General features: G+C 62.1%; 16 protein-coding genes. 3 read left to right on the forward strand and 13 right to left on the reverse strand.

Annotation, left to right across the window (positions count from 1 at the left end; all coding sequences use genetic code 11):
- Positions 1-618: 618 nt before the first annotated feature.
- From VGH41_RS24590 to VGH41_RS24620, 7 genes are all read right to left on the reverse strand, one after another.
- Positions 619-1,239, reverse strand: a complete 621-nt coding sequence (locus VGH41_RS24590; RefSeq protein WP_331600261.1) for a LutC/YkgG family protein — start codon at positions 1,237-1,239, stop codon at positions 619-621.
- Positions 1,226-2,617 (reverse strand): lactate utilization protein B, encoded by a 1,392-nt coding sequence (locus VGH41_RS24595; protein ID WP_331600262.1) that lies wholly within the window; start codon positions 2,615-2,617, stop codon positions 1,226-1,228. Before VGH41_RS24595 ends, VGH41_RS24590 begins: the two co-directional genes overlap by 14 nt.
- On the reverse strand, positions 2,614-3,357 hold the full coding sequence (locus tag VGH41_RS24600; protein WP_331600263.1) for a (Fe-S)-binding protein: 744 nt from the start codon (positions 3,355-3,357) through the stop codon (positions 2,614-2,616). The genes VGH41_RS24595 and VGH41_RS24600 overlap by 4 nt, the downstream gene beginning before the upstream one ends.
- A 323-nt stretch (positions 3,358-3,680) precedes the next feature.
- A complete protein-coding gene (locus VGH41_RS24605; RefSeq protein ID WP_331600264.1) occupies positions 3,681-4,412 on the reverse strand; it encodes a FadR/GntR family transcriptional regulator in 732 nt (243 codons plus the stop codon).
- Positions 4,413-4,649: 237 nt separating this feature from the next.
- Positions 4,650-5,144: a lytic transglycosylase domain-containing protein gene (locus tag VGH41_RS24610; RefSeq protein WP_331600265.1), complete on the reverse strand. Its 495-nt coding sequence runs from the start codon at positions 5,142-5,144 to the stop codon at positions 4,650-4,652.
- A 257-nt stretch (positions 5,145-5,401) separates the two neighbouring features.
- Positions 5,402-6,592 carry a pyridoxal phosphate-dependent aminotransferase gene (locus VGH41_RS24615; RefSeq protein WP_331600266.1) on the reverse strand — a complete coding sequence of 397 codons (1,191 nt, stop codon included), beginning with the start codon at positions 6,590-6,592 and terminating at the stop codon, positions 5,402-5,404.
- Between the two features lie 340 nt (positions 6,593-6,932).
- Positions 6,933-8,435: an RNA polymerase factor sigma-54 gene (locus tag VGH41_RS24620; RefSeq protein ID WP_331600267.1), complete on the reverse strand. Its 1,503-nt coding sequence runs from the start codon at positions 8,433-8,435 to the stop codon at positions 6,933-6,935.
- A gap of 498 nt (positions 8,436-8,933) precedes the next feature.
- Between VGH41_RS24620 and VGH41_RS24625 the strand changes: the two genes are divergently transcribed.
- A complete protein-coding gene (locus tag VGH41_RS24625) occupies positions 8,934-9,272 on the forward strand; it encodes a BON domain-containing protein (RefSeq protein WP_331600268.1) in 339 nt (112 codons plus the stop codon).
- A gap of 156 nt (positions 9,273-9,428) precedes the next feature.
- Here the strand turns inward: VGH41_RS24625 and VGH41_RS24630 are convergent, their stop codons facing one another.
- Complete coding sequence (locus tag VGH41_RS24630) at positions 9,429-9,878, reverse strand: PA2169 family four-helix-bundle protein (protein WP_331600269.1); 450 nt, start codon at positions 9,876-9,878, stop codon at positions 9,429-9,431.
- Positions 9,879-10,175: 297 nt separating this feature from the next.
- Here VGH41_RS24630 and VGH41_RS24635 point away from each other — a divergent pair, with 297 nt between their 5' ends.
- Positions 10,176-10,481, forward strand: coding sequence for a hypothetical protein (locus VGH41_RS24635; RefSeq protein ID WP_331600270.1), 306 nt, complete (start codon positions 10,176-10,178; stop codon positions 10,479-10,481).
- A gap of 73 nt (positions 10,482-10,554) precedes the next feature.
- Here VGH41_RS24635 and VGH41_RS24640 read toward each other — a convergent pair whose 3' ends face one another.
- The 5 genes from VGH41_RS24640 to VGH41_RS24660 form a co-directional block, all read right to left on the reverse strand.
- Positions 10,555-11,136: a glycine zipper domain-containing protein gene (locus tag VGH41_RS24640; RefSeq protein ID WP_331600271.1), complete on the reverse strand. Its 582-nt coding sequence runs from the start codon at positions 11,134-11,136 to the stop codon at positions 10,555-10,557.
- A 42-nt stretch (positions 11,137-11,178) separates the two neighbouring features.
- The gene (locus VGH41_RS24645; protein WP_331600272.1) at positions 11,179-11,523 is read right to left on the reverse strand and encodes a DUF1488 domain-containing protein; all 345 of its coding nucleotides are present in this window, start codon (positions 11,521-11,523) and stop codon (positions 11,179-11,181) included.
- Positions 11,520-11,738 carry a hypothetical protein gene (locus tag VGH41_RS24650; protein ID WP_331600273.1) on the reverse strand — a complete coding sequence of 73 codons (219 nt, stop codon included), beginning with the start codon at positions 11,736-11,738 and terminating at the stop codon, positions 11,520-11,522. Before VGH41_RS24650 ends, VGH41_RS24645 begins: the two co-directional genes overlap by 4 nt.
- A gap of 88 nt (positions 11,739-11,826) precedes the next feature.
- Entirely contained in the window at positions 11,827-12,378 is a 552-nt protein-coding gene (locus tag VGH41_RS24655; RefSeq protein ID WP_331600274.1) for a type 1 glutamine amidotransferase domain-containing protein, read from the reverse strand.
- A 117-nt stretch (positions 12,379-12,495) separates the two neighbouring features.
- Complete coding sequence (locus VGH41_RS24660) at positions 12,496-12,843, reverse strand: chemotaxis protein (RefSeq protein WP_331600275.1); 348 nt, start codon at positions 12,841-12,843, stop codon at positions 12,496-12,498.
- Positions 12,844-13,063: 220 nt separating this feature from the next.
- Here VGH41_RS24660 and VGH41_RS24665 point away from each other — a divergent pair, with 220 nt between their 5' ends.
- Positions 13,064-14,269 carry a DNA topoisomerase IB gene (locus VGH41_RS24665; protein WP_414696708.1) on the forward strand — a complete coding sequence of 402 codons (1,206 nt, stop codon included), beginning with the start codon at positions 13,064-13,066 and terminating at the stop codon, positions 14,267-14,269.
- Positions 14,270-14,288: the final 19 nt, after the last annotated feature.

Raw genomic sequence — 14,288 nt, forward strand, 5'->3', positions numbered from 1 at the left:
CGCCGCAAAGAAAGTAGGCAAAGAAAGCGGGCTTCCAACCGCCAGCCAGTAGATGTGCGCCTCGCCGCCCACCCGGCATTGGTCCGAGACAAGATCGTCCCTCACACAACTATCGCTCGTGACACAGCGCTCATCCACCCCACTCCGCACTGCGTGCGTCGCGGACCGGTCTGCGCGGGAAAGCGGGTGCAGGTCGCGTGGTCCAGCATGCGAAATCCGCTGGGGCCTGCGCCTGCACTCCCGCAAGACGCGGCGACGCACCAGTTTTTGCAGAAGGAGTTGTGCCCCGCGGCGGACGCGTAGCGGACGCTGGAGCGGATGAGTGCTGTGTCACGAAGGTGGCTGCGCGAAGGCGGATCTTGTGTTGGACCGTTTCCGGTTCACGACAGAGATGGACACTTATGGGCTGGCGGTTGGAAGCCCGCTTTCTTTGCTTACTTTCTTTGCGGCGGCAAAGAAAGTGAGTGCCGCCCCGCACAGGGGCGAAGCTAATAGACCACTAACAAATCAAGGAAAGGCCAACGGCTCAAGCAAACAGTCAAGGGCGAAGCCAAACAGACCAACAAGCAAAGTCCACCGCCGTAGGCAAACAACAAAGCGCCGCGCAGGCAAATCCCCTTACACCCCGAACGACCGGGCAGCACCCGCCTGCTCACCCTCCGTCAACCACACCACCGTCAACGACCGCACACCCTGCGCGCCGCGAATCAACACGCCTTCGATATCGGCCGTGGCGGACGGACCCGTTACCAGCGCCGCATAACGCGCGCTCTGAAAATCCGGACGCCGGTACACATCCTGCAAACCATCAATCAGTTGCGCAGGATCGAGCAGCACCACCAGATGCTGCACGATATAACCCAGCGCGTTCACTACATACTCCTGCTCGCTGAACCACACCGATCCGGTCTCCGCGACTCCAAAGCGCGCCCGCACGACGCCGACGTCGATATCCTCCAGCGAAGCCGGCGGCGTATCGGCGCTCAACGAGCGCGTGCCGGCCACTTCGGGTACGGCCGAACAAATGGAAGTGTCCGCACCGAAACGTTCCTCAATCAGCAACTGCACATCCGCCGCGCACGCTGCCAGCAGACAGTTGCCGCCCATGCCCTCCAGCGCCGCCGTAAAACGCGCGCGCAGATCGCCGCCCGCAGAGGCAAACAGCGGCACCTCGGGACGAGGCCGCGCGGCTGGCTGCGCCGCCTTCACTTTGGCCAGAAATGCCTCACGCGTTGCCATCGCCACCTCCACGATTCTTTTTGTACCACGCGTGAAAGGTCAGCTTCGGTGCTTCCGGCAAGTCGCGCTGGCGCCCCCAGATATTGAGCGGGTTGTACAACACAAAATTCGGCAGACGCCGCAGCGCGCCGCTCATCGACGCTACGGTCGCACGGTAGAGCGTCGGACTCGCCAGCAAACGGCCGGCCATCTTCAGGACTTCCTGCTTCACGAACGGCACTTCGTGATGCTCGGTGATGACCTGACGCCACTTGTAAATCTGCTCGTGGATGTTGATCTTGACCGGACACACATTGGTGCAGCTACCATTGAGCGTCGACGCAAACGGCAGCGCGCTATAGCGTTTCAAATCGAAAGTCGGATTGATGATGGCGCCGATCGGCCCCGAATACGTGCCGCCATACGAGAGGCCCCCGCTGCGCCGGTACACGGGACAGGTATTCATGCACGCGCCGCAGCGGATGCACTTGAGCGAGTACCAGAACTCTTCCATCGCGAGGCGCTCGGAGCGGCCGTGATCGACGAGAATAAAGTGCATTTCCGTGCCCGGACGCGGCGCGCGGAAATGAGAGGTGTACTGTGTGATCGGCGAACCCAGCGCGCTACGCGACAGCATGCGAATGAAGACACCCAGGTCCGAAATCTTCGGAATCAGCTTTTCGATCCCGATTGACGCAATATGCAACGGCGGCACGTTTGCGGATAGATCGGCATTACCTTCATTCGTGCAAACCACCACGGTGCCTGTTTCCGCCACCGCAAAATTGCACCCGGTCATGCCAGCCGTTTTCTCCCGCACGAAGTACGGCCGCGTATTCATGCGCTGGCTTTCGGCGAGGTAATGAATGTCGCTGTTCTGAGGATCAGTGCCGATCGTGCGGCCAAACAGCTGCGCAACGTCGCCGCGCAACTTGTGCACCGCCGGCACCACCATGTGACTCGGATCCTGATGATCGAGCTGCTGGATGCGCTCGCCCAGATCCGTTTCCATCACCGCGATACCGCGCGGCTCCAGATAGTCGCGCATCGCGCATTCGTCGGTGAGCATCGACTTGCTTTTGACGAGCGTCGTCATGCCGCGTTCCGACATGATCTTGTAGACGAGTTCGTTGTGCTCCTCAGCCGTCGCGGCCCAGTGCACCGTCACGCCATTGGCCTGCGCGGCTGCCGCGAACGCTTCGAGATACTCCGACAGATTCGACAGCGTATGTTCCTTGATGCCGGAAGCGAGTTCACGCAAGGTTTCCCATTCGGCAATGCCATGCGCCTGCACATCGCGCTTCTGGCGCAGATCCCACAGGCGCTTGTCGTGAAACGCCACGTGTTCCGTCTTCGCGATGAAAGCGCCCGCCGCTTTCGCGTGATCGATCCGGCTCATTCGCGTGCTCCGTTCAGAACCTGTGCGATATGAATGAAGCGAGCATCGGCCTTCATCCGTTCCGCGCAGCCCTGTTGATGCATCAGGCACGACATGTCGCCCGATACGATATATTCCGCGCCCGCATTCAGATGATCGCGGACCTTGTCCTGCCCCATGCGCACCGATACCGGCTCTTCGGTCACGGAAAAAGTGCCGCCGAAACCGCAGCATTCATCCGGCCGCGAAGGCTTCACAAACTCGATGCCCTTTACGCCTTGCAACAACGTCAGCGGCTTCGAGAAAAACGGTGCGGCCACCTCGGAAATCGAGGCCTCTTTCAAATGCCGCAACGCACTGCAACTGTTATGGAGTCCAACGCGATGCGGAAATTCGGCCCACGGAAATTCACGCGCGCCGATCACGTCATGCAGAAACTCCACCAGTTCATACGCGCGGGTTCGCACCTGCCTGACCTCGTCGGTCTGCTCGATAGCGGTCAGATGTTCGCGCACGTGATGGATGCAGCTCGCCGAGGGTCCGACGATATAGTCGTAGCCCGCGAAGTTGCGCGCAAACACCTTCTCCGCGCCGGCCGCTTCGCTCTGCGCGCCGCTATTGGCCATGGGCTGCCCGCAACAGGTTTGCTCCTGCGGATAGTCGACCTCGATGCCGAAGCGCTCGAGCAGTTCGAGCGTTGCGATCCCCACCTCGGGATAGAACGCGTCGATAAAGCAGGGAACGAAGAGTGCAACTTTCATGGTTTCGGGGGCCAGCTTGTTGAAGAGACGAGGTGTTGCCGGTGATGTCCGCGCTGATACGCCCACTCTACTGCGAAATCATGGGGTTCAGCCACCAGCGTGATCCGGCACGCGCAAGAGCCGCCAGCGCCGTGCATCGACGCACGACATAGCCCGCAGGCCGACCTTTTGACGCGTCTTTCCGCATACATCATCAATCTGTATGACTGGTAATGTTGGTCTGACCAAGAGGATAAGGAACGAGGCGAAGCGTGTCAATCAGCAATTGAGGGATTGGCGACAGCGTGAAGCGGCGCTGCAAGCGCGCATGGGCCCATCAGGGCCTATGACGTCCGTGCCCCGTCTTCTTCGTACAACGCGCGGACATAGATCAGATGGCTTTCAGCTGCCTTTCGCGCCTTTTGCGCGTCGCGCGCCATCACGGCATCGAAGATCGCCTGATGCTGCGCCAGCAGTTGCGTTTCCTTCGCGTCGTCGTAATCAATGAGCCGGTGATATTGCCGCATCCCTTCGCGAATCAGCGTATGAATGCCATGCATGACATGCGCAAGCGCGATGTTGTGCGTCGAGTCGGCAATGGCCAGGTGAAACGCGGCATCCAGTTCGGCGAGGTTCACGCGGTCTTCCGACAGCGCGCACGCCTTCAGCTCCTCGAACGCGGCGCGGATTTTTTCGAGGTCCGCAGCCGTGGCACGCTCAGCGGCGTAGACCGTCGCGATGGATTCCAGACCTTGGCGCAGTTCGAGAATATCGGCACTGGTGCGCGGATTCTGCAGCAGCAGTTCAGCAAGCGGCTTCGAGATGATCGGTGCGGTCACGTCCACCACCGTAAAGCCGCCCCGCCCCGACGTCTCGATGTAGCCGTCCGCTTCAAGCCGGATCAGCGCCTCCCGCAACGATGGCCGCGATACGCCGAGCTGCATCGCCAGATCGCGTTCGGCAGGCAGCCGGTCACCCGGCATCAGCGCGCCATCCGAAATCAGCCGTTTGATCTGATCGGAGACGACATCGGACAGCCGTTTGCGCGTGAAAGACTGAATCGGGTGAAATTGCATGGGCGAGATTGGGTGGCGTGGATGCGCTAGAACCTGCGGCAGCGGCCCGCCGCTCAGCGGAGCATCATGCTGTTCCCGGCAGAGCGGCTGCTAACCGGACGCCGCAATTATAGCGTCCGCCCTCGCGCGCGAGAGGGAGCGCTGCAAGGCAGACCACTCAGACACAGAACGCCCGCGATTGTGCTCGGGTCAGAAGAGAGAGCCCTCAAACAGACTGCTCAAGCCCCGCACCATGCTTCAACGCGATTCCACCAGCGCCAGCCGGGTGTAACCATCCGGTTGTGCATGCAAGCTCTGCGAGAACTGCTGCATATGCAATGCGACACGCCGTGCATAGCCTTTGCCGCCGCCGCTGTAGCGAGCCAGCGCTGAGTTCAGATCGCCACCGGCATCGTCAAGATAGCCGCGCAGGATCGACGAGCCGATCGTCACGTTGACGACAGGATCGGACAGATCCTTGCCGCCCGCGACGAGTTGCGGATGGGCCGACGGCAAAACCTGCATGAGCCCGCGGGCACCTGCGGAGCTGACCGCGCGGCGGTTGAAGCCGGATTCAGTGGCGATCACGCCGAGCAACAGCACCGGCGAGACCGTAAAGCGATTGGCCGCATCGAGCACGGCCTGGGCGATGGCGAGCGACTCGCCACGCGCCACGCGAAACTGCCCCGACACGATAGTTGCAATCTCAACCAGTGACGAGGAGCCGCCGGACGCAGTCTCGCTGGCGGCCACGGGCGCATCGTTGATTTGCGGCTGTTCGGCCGCGTGGATCGTACTGGCGGCACATGACAATGCCAGGCCGCCTAGCGTCGTGCGCAGAAGGCGTGTTAGCCATGGAATGTGAGCCGCCCGGCATCTTTTCGTTCTGCTTGTGTACTTGCTCTGCATATCGCTCGCTGTTGAATCGCGTGCGATAGACAGTACCGGCAACGGCATAGCGGACGAACAAAAACCGGGGCGCCTGGCGTAAACATCCTGTCAAGGCTGCTTCAACCCGAGCGCGTTTGCAGTTGCAGGCTGCTGACGAACGCGGCGATCCGGTCGCACGCCTCGGCCAGACGTGCCTCGTCGACCACAAAACCGAGCCGCACAAAACCGTTTGCCGTTTCCCCGAAGGCGCTCGCGTCGAGCACCGATACCCCCTGCGCGCGAAACAGCTGCCATGTGAAATCGACGGTATCCAGGCCCGTGCCGCTCACGTCGACCATCATGAACATGCCTGCTTCCGGCAACAGACAGCGCAGCCCGGCTACCCGGCTCAACCGTTCATAGACCACCTCGCGGCGGCGCCGATAGACATCGCGCATCCCGGCGACGATCTCTGCCTTGTGCTCAAACGCCGTCAAGGCCGCTTCCTGGATGAAGCCGGGCAAGCCATAGAGCATCGAGAGCGCGAGCCGCCCGAGGTGGCCGATCAGCGCCTGCGGCCCGATCACCCAGCCCACTCGCCAGCCCGCCATGGCGTGGGACTTCGACAGACTGGCGATCGTCACGGTCCGCCCGGCCATGCCGTCGAATGATGCGATGCTGACGTGTTCCCGTTCGAACGTGAGGTCGGCATAAACCTCATCGGACAGCACCCACAGGTCATGCCTGAGCGCCAGTTGTGCGATGCGCTCCAGATCGGCGCGGGGCATCACGACGCCGGTGGGGTTGCACGGCGTGGCGAAGAAAATGGCCTTGGTACGCGGCGTTATCGCAGCTTCGAGCGCGTCGCAATCCAGATGAAAAGCCCGCTTCGCATCCACCGGCACGGGGACGAGTGTCGCGCCGGATGCACGGACGCAGGCCTCATACGTGAGATACATCGGCTCGGGCACGATCACCTCGTCACCCGCTTCGCATAAGCACAACGACGCGGCGAAGATACCGTTCTGCGCGCCGGCACACAGCATCACGTTTTCGATGGCGGTGGCACGACCGGTGGTACGTGCATGTTCGGCCGCGATCGCAGCGCGCAGCGGATCACGCCCCACCACCGCGCTGTAGTGCGTATCGCCGCTACGCAACGCCTCCACGGCCCGTTCGACGATGACCTCGGGTGTGGCGAAATCCGGATCGCCGACGCTTAGCACGATCACGTCCTCGCCCCGCGCCCGGGCCTGTTGCGCGGCGTGATGAATCTCCCACGCAGAAGTGCGCTTGCCCTGCAGGCGCTCGACCAGACTTGAATATTTCATCCACGCTCCTCGCAGCTCATACAGAGTCCAGCTCCCCGCCCTGTCTGAACCGCAGTTTTAGTGTGCCGTGCGTACCGGCACATCATGTTCCAGTGATTTACCGACGACCTCGCAGTGTCAGTGAGAATCAGCCCGGCACCGGACATGCGCTCGCATGACGCCTGCGTGAAACAGGCAGTTTCCGGCGACCGGGCACCAAGGGCATCAATGTAATGGCAGGCGTGCAAAACGTCCATCCTTGCGGGCACGTTGCAAGGATCCGACGCCGCGTGGAAATCTGCGAGGGATTGGCTCAGGCTGATGCAAAGAGAAGCGGCGCCGAGTGGCGCCGCGGATAAACCTAGACTTGCCGGCGCAATTCGGCGGGCGGGACCTTCATCAGGTGGCGGTACTTCGCGACCGTACGGCGTGCCACCAGAACGCCCTGCTCGGCCAGCATGCGTGCGAGCGAGACGTCCGACAACGGATCGCTCGTGTTCTCAGCCGCAATCATTTCCTTGAGCAGCGCGCGCACCGCAGCCGCCGAACACGTGCCGCCGCTCTCCGTGCCGAGTTCACGCGGGAAGAAGTGTTTGAATTCGAAGATGCCGCGCGGCGTCGCCATGTATTTGTTGCCCGTTGCGCGGGAGATGGTGGACTCGTGCAAGCCCAGTTCTTCGGCGACATCGCGCAGTACCATCGGTTTGAGGGCAATCTCGCCATACTGGAAGAACGCCTTCTGATGCGCAACGATGCATTCGGCCACGCGCTGGATCGTATCGAAACGCTGCTGCGCGTTGCGGATCAGCCAGCGCGCTTCCTGCAGTTGCTGGGCAAGCGGCGAGCGGCTTGCGCCGGCCGACTGCGCGAACAACTCGGCGTACATGCGATGAATCCGCGCGCGCGGCTGCACCGCGGGGTTGATGGTTACGATCCACTTGTTGCGCACCTGACGGACGATCACGTCCGGTACCACATAGTTGTCTTCGGTGCGGCCGTAGAAGTTACCCGGCTTGGGATCGAGCTTGCGCACGAGCGCGCATGCCACCCGCAACTCTTCCGCCGAACAGCCGATCTGCTTCTGCAATTCGGCCTGCTCGCGGCGTGCAAGGCGTTCAAGATGATGCTCGACGACCTGCAGCGCCACCTCGCGGCCCGGCACATCGCGCGGCATGGCATTCAATTGCAGCGCGAGACACTCCGACAGCGATCGCGCGCCGAGACCCGGACGATCCAGCGACTGCACGAGCCGCAACGCCACCAGCAATTCTTCTTCCGTCAGAGCGGGTTCGAGCTCGACGATGGCAGCGAGATCACCGAGGTCCTGCCGCAGATAACCGTCGTCATCCAGCGCCTCAATCACGAAGCGCGCCACTTCGCGGTCGCGCTGATCGAGACGATAGAGCCTCAATGCATCATGCAATTGTTCGCGCAGCGTCGGTTGCGCGCGCGCCCAGTCGGCCGGGTCGCTGCCGTCGCTGTCGCCATTCTGGCGCGACGAACTGCGGCTATAGGAATCACCGGAGAATTCGGCGGAATAGTCTCCGCCTTCCCCACCGGCTTCGTCCTGTGCCGAGCTTTCACCGGGGTCGGACACGGCGGTGTCCATCATCGCTTCCGGTTCAGCGGCAGTGGCGGTCTCGCCGGTCGCAACCTGGATGCTGTCGTCGCCTGTCGAAGAAGTTGCAAGCGCAACGTCTTCCGTGTCTGTCGAGTCGTACTCGAGGAACGGATTGGTGTCGAGCGCGGTACGCAGCTCCTGCTGGAATTCAAGGGACGACAGCTGCAACAGCCGCACCGACTGCTGCAAGCGCGGTGTCAGTGCGAGCGACTGCCTTGTGCGAAGTTCGATTGAAGGCGGCATTGTAGTGAGGTCCTGTAAATAGGTCTGAAAAGGCGTGTGGCTCACATACAGCAACTGCCGTACCAGCTCTCGCAACATGCTGTTTTTTATCGGCTTTGCGTGTTGCTGACCCACCCTGCATGACCCTGTCTGCGCCGCTTTTTACAACGGGCCGGAAAATTGCGGGTGGCGTGCCAACCGCGCCCCGCGGGGCACCGCGCCCGCGTGTACCACCCGCGACCGGCGGCGGGCCGCCGCGTGGCAACGCATCCCGCGAAGTGCACGATTTATTTTTGCGTATCCGGGCACACTCATTGCGGACGGAGAGAGTGTGGACGGATGGCCGCACTCTGCCGGAAGTAACAGGATCCTGGGAGAGGCGAAACATCCGATGTCGATAACGGGCCTGATGGAACCGTAGCGGCAACGATCCCACGCGAGTCACCAGCGGCCCGAGCCGCGATCGACCGCACAGGCAACAAGACCGCAACTCTTATCAACAACACGAAGGAGCACCCTATGAAGACCCTTAACTTCCTCAAGGCTGCCGGTAGCATTGCATGCGTCACTTTCGCCCTGAACGCCACCGCGCAAACCAACGCACCCGCACCGACGGCCAGTTCGGAAAGCGTGGGCCAGCATATCGATGACGGTACGATCACGACCAAGGTGAAGGCGGACCTGCTAGGCGCGAAAAATGTCAAATCGACCCACATTCACGTGAAGACGCGCAAGGGCGTCGTGTGGCTCACGGGTACGGTACCGAGCGCGGACGACAAGTCGGCGGCTGAAGACGTCGTTCAGAACGTGAAGGGCGTGGAAAGCGTGAAGAACCATCTGAAGGTCGTGGCCGACTAAGCAGGCTGCTTCATTTAAGGCGTCGACATGATCCGGCGCCTGCATGAAAAAGGGGCCGTTCGCCAAGCGAAAGGCCCCTTCTCTTTTCAGGCGACTTCGTTCAAGCGCCTTTGACTCGTCGCAGTTGAATGGCGCACCTGTGACCCATTCGCTTACCTAGCGCCGTGCAGCGGCGAACTGGTCACGCAGGTCGCGGATCTGATCGTGATTGCGTAGCACGTTCTGATACTGGCGATCCACCACGGTCCGCACATCCGCCGGCAAGTCCTTCGTCAGTGCTTCGCCGTAGCGCTTCTTCGCGACGTCCTCGCCCTTCTCGCAGTCGGCCAGAATGTCGTAGTCACTGCGGTCTGTCACTGCCGACTTCAGGTCGGTCCAGCCGCGATGCAATGCGCCGCTCATCGAGCCGCCCGTTTCCGGCTTGCCGCCCAGTTTCTGGACGACGTCCTGCAGTTCCCGCGCGCCGCGCGTGCAGTCCTCGGCTTTGGCTACGAACATCGATTTGAGTTGTGCATCGTGTGCATCTTCGGCGGCCTTGCGAAAGCCACGTTCACCATCCTTAGACGTTTCAACCAGATCGTTCAGTACAGAAGTAACGTTAGTCATGCTGTTCCTCCGGGGTTCGCGTGGTTCATGGAATCCGCTGCCAGCGGCAACGGCTGCTACCTCCAGGGTTGCGCACGACGCATGCCCGGCTCCGTCCGCACGGCATGTGCGCTCCCGGCGCACGACGTTGCTCAGGGTAGCCGCCACAGGCCTGACAAACTTACGCGCCGGGGTAAATGTTGCCAGGGCGCGCCGCCGTCAGTGAGCCTCAGCCCCGCGCCAGAAGGGCTTCCGCCTTCGCCTCGGCAAATGGCATAGATGTTGCTGATTAATGCGCAGCCCCAACGGCACAGGCGCATGTCGAGCACCGCGCTGGCCGGATGCACAGCGAAAAGCAATGGGCAGAACATCGACAAAGGGAGCTACATCATGAAGATCCGAAAAGCGGAGTTTCTGCTGGCCGTGGCGATTGTGACGTCCGCGGCCGTCATGCAGATCCGCGAATACCTGCTGAAGGCGCCGCAGCAGAACACCACGCAAAGGCTGTCCTGCGATGCGCCGCATCAAGGACTTGTGCCGGCTGCTTGCGCTACCCTGCGCAGCGAGCGGCCGGTAGATGGCACTCAGCGCACGCCGCAACCGGCGGCGCGAATCTGGGTTTAGACGATAGCCCACGAAAGCATGGTTTTGGCGCGCGGCGGCCGCATGCAATGGACCGCCGCTCCTTTTTTAACGGTCAAGCACGCTTTTCACTAAATTCCGTAACAGGCCGCGGCGGACGTGTCGGATCGAAGTCGGCCCAGCGGCCTTGTTGCCAGCGGCCAGTCGCACGCTCGATCGAATCGCCGCCCGCGTCGCGCAGAAGGCGTGCCGCATCGTACTGGCTGTCCGGCGAAACGTGGACCGCCAGCAGCACACCTGAATCGCGCGTGTCACGATCGCCCATCCGTCGACGTCCCAGCTTGCCGCCATCACGCGTATGCGACATCGCACCCACGAGTGACCCGACATAGGCGCCCACGCCCGCTGCAATCAGCGACACCAGCAATGGCGCCTTGAAAAGAGCGAAGATGGCAACGCCGATCACCGCCCCAACCACGGCGCCAATCGTCACGCCCTTGCCCGCGCCTTTAGGCGCATCAGCGGCGCCCGCGTCGGTGCCGGTATCGCCGCCAATCGGATAGCGTGCATGCTGGCCACCCGGATTCACGAAGAACAGCGTCACGTCCTCTTCGACGAAACCGCTTTTGAATAATCGTTGGGCGGCTTCTTCAGCCTGGGGAAACGTAGTGAAACGTGCAGCGACGATGAGTGACATAAAACCTCCTTGCATCGCGGAAGAGGGTTGCGCTCACATCCTTCAGGCCGGGTTACCGTGACCCGGCTCCATGTCTTCGACCCGGAACAGACCACTGTGCAGTACGACACTGCCGCCGTCGTTCTGATCGAGCGCCTCGGCGCAGACCGAGCGGATCCGCCCTCGCCCCTGTTGAAACGCGGCGAGCAGCTGATCCTCCAGCACGGATTCGGCACCGAAGTGATCTTCGAGGGCCTCGGCGGTAATTGCACAGACGACTGGCTCGCCGTCGACGCTCGCCATGAATTGCACGGTCAGATTCGAACCGTCGAACCCCGGTGCATCGTCAGGAAAAGTAATGTGCATGGTGCCGTCCTCATAGGCGGGCCGCGGCAAAATCGCGTTCATGACGCAGCGCTCTTCTGTGCACCGCCGGCCAGTTGTTGCGCGAGCGCGAAGTGATGGCGGCCGGCGGGCCGCCTGAATGATGCAGCTTCGTCAGCCGCCGAAGCCTGGGGCGAAGCGGTATTCGCATCACCGCTCGGCGCATAAGGCGAAGTGAACGGCGCCGTGCTCAAAGCTGGCTCAACCACCGTGGCGTGTACGGAATACCGGAATTTCATGCACTTTCTCCCTGGTCGAGCGGCCGGCGGACGGAACAGGAATAGCCACCGCCAGCACGCTTTCTCTACCGGACGGTCGCCTATACCGCTATGCAGTCCTTTGCTTCTCTAGTTGCGCGATCAACGTTCTGTTGAACGCGGGTAAGTCGTCGGGCTTACGGCTTGTGATGAAGTTGTCGTCTTCGACCACTTCCTGATCAACCCAGGTGCCTCCGGCATTGCGAATGTCGTCCTGCAGGCTCGGCCAGCTCGTGACCGTGCGGCCCTTGACGATGCCGGCGGACACCGGCAGCCACGCGCCGTGGCAAATCACTGCAATCGGCTTGTGCGCGGTGTTCGCGGCCTTCACAAAGGCCTGCGCCTGGGGCAACAGACGAATCGCATCGCCATTTACCACGCCACCCGGTAACACGACGCCGTCGTAATCGGCGGCAACTGCCTTGTCGAAGGTCGTATCCACATCGACAGCATCGCCTTTGTCCACGTGCCTGAAGCCCTGGATCTTGCCCGGCTTTTGCGAAATGACGTGTACGGTCGCGCCTGCTTCCGCGAGGGCACGCCGCGGCTCAATCAGTTCCGCCTGTTCAAAACCATCTACCGCGAGAACCGCTACCTTGCAGCCCTGAAGTGACCTGGTCATAGAATTTCTCCTTGCTTCGAGAGTGAGGACGGATGCCGCCTCGAGTCCATGCGCTCACGCTACGAGCCGTTTCAAAGGCTAATGAGCAAGAGGCATGCCCAGGTGGCGGCGAGAATGTCATGAGTCGTTTGAAGCGCCTTCCTCGTGCGCTGCATCGTCCGGCGCTTCAGCAGGTTCATCGATGCGATCGGGTTCGATGTCCGCATCCACTTCCAGTGTGGCGTCGCCGTCGGCTGAAGCGCGTTCGCCTGTACCATGGCGATCCGTGCCGCTGCCGAGCTGGGTGTCGCCGGTCTCGAGTGCGTGGTTGTCGAGTTCAGAGTCGACGTCGAATTCGTGGCGCCTCGCGCCCGCCACGTCGCTGCCGCTGTCGGACGAGTCACTCGGCCCTGACGCGCCGGTTGTGCCCCCGGTTTCATGGATCTGCTGCTGCGGTTCAGCATCGGGGTTCAGCGTGCTGCTCATATCAACCTCCGTGGTAGGCAAGCTCTGCCATGCGGGTTCGCAAGGACCGTTCCCCACGCGAGCCCGCCGCGCATTGCAAGCCCGCCGAAGGACGGGCACCGCGCTTGCTTGTAGCTCGCGCATCACTCTCTGCCGACGGCCGGCGCGATGCCGGTCGACACACAGGCAGACAACGCGCGCAGCGCCCTGCCGCGCCAACCCGCAGCGATGGATGGCCAATATGACTGACACCACCCGAAGTGCCCGCAAGCCATCCACCGCGCCAGCCAGCGTCCCGGTGGCCCCGGCCGCGCAAGCCACCATGCCGCCCGGCCTGCGCCACGCCGACGACACGCGCCCCGGTTACACACGCAAACCGATTCAAAGCGGCTTCGCTTATTTCGATGTGGACGGCAAGCGCATCGACGATGTCGACGAGATCGCACGCATCAATGCGCTCGCGATCCCACCCGCGTATGTCGACGTATGGATCTGCGCCGATCCGCGCGGACATCTGCAGGCGACGGGACGCGACGCACGCGGGCGCAAGCAATACCGTTATCACCCGCGCTGGCGTGAAACGCGCGACGCCGACAAATACGAACGTCTCGCGCAATTCGGCCTCGCGTTGCCGAAGATCCGCGCTCGTGTGGCGCGCGACCTGAAGCTCGACGGCATGCCATGCGACAAGGTGATTGCCGCGATCGTGCAACTGCTCGACTCGACGCTAATCCGCGTGGGCAGCGCCGAATACGCACGCGATAACCAGTCGTATGGACTCACCACGCTGCGCAAAAAACATCTGAAGATCGAAGCGGGTCAGGTGCGTTTCCGCTTTCGCGGCAAGAGTGGCATCGAGCACGATGTGACGATCGATCATCCGCGCGTCAAACGTATCGTGCGACGCTGCGCGGATTTGCCGGGGCACGACCTCTTTCAATACATCGACGCCGACGGCACGCGGCACACCGTCGGCTCCGCAGATATCAACGACTACCTGAAGCGCGCGAGCGACGCCGATTTCACCGCCAAGGACTATCGCACGTGGGCAGGCAGCGTCTACGCGTTCGCCGCCTTGCGGCATCTGCTGTGCGGCAGTGCTGCCGAGGCGCGGCATCACATCGTGGCCACGGTCAAGGAAGTCGCGACGCTACTTCGCAATACACCTGCGGTGTGCCGGCGATGCTATATCCACCCGGTCGTCATAGCCGCATTCGAGGCGGACGAGTTGCAAGGCATCTGCAATTGCCGCCCCAAACGCGGGTTGAAAGTCGACGAAGCGGCCTTCGCGATGCTGCTGGCACGCAAGGCGAGGGATGCGAGGCGGCGCGCGACGAAAAGCAAGGGTGCCGCGACCGACTCTAAACTCACTGCACTCCTGAGCAAATCAGGCGCACTGAAAAAATCGTCGGGCGGCCGCGTCGCTCAACAGGCACAGCCGCAGTAAGCGCGCCAGAGCGGCACGC

Source organism: Paraburkholderia sp., assembly GCF_036488795.1.
Lineage (GTDB): Bacteria > Pseudomonadota > Gammaproteobacteria > Burkholderiales > Burkholderiaceae > Paraburkholderia.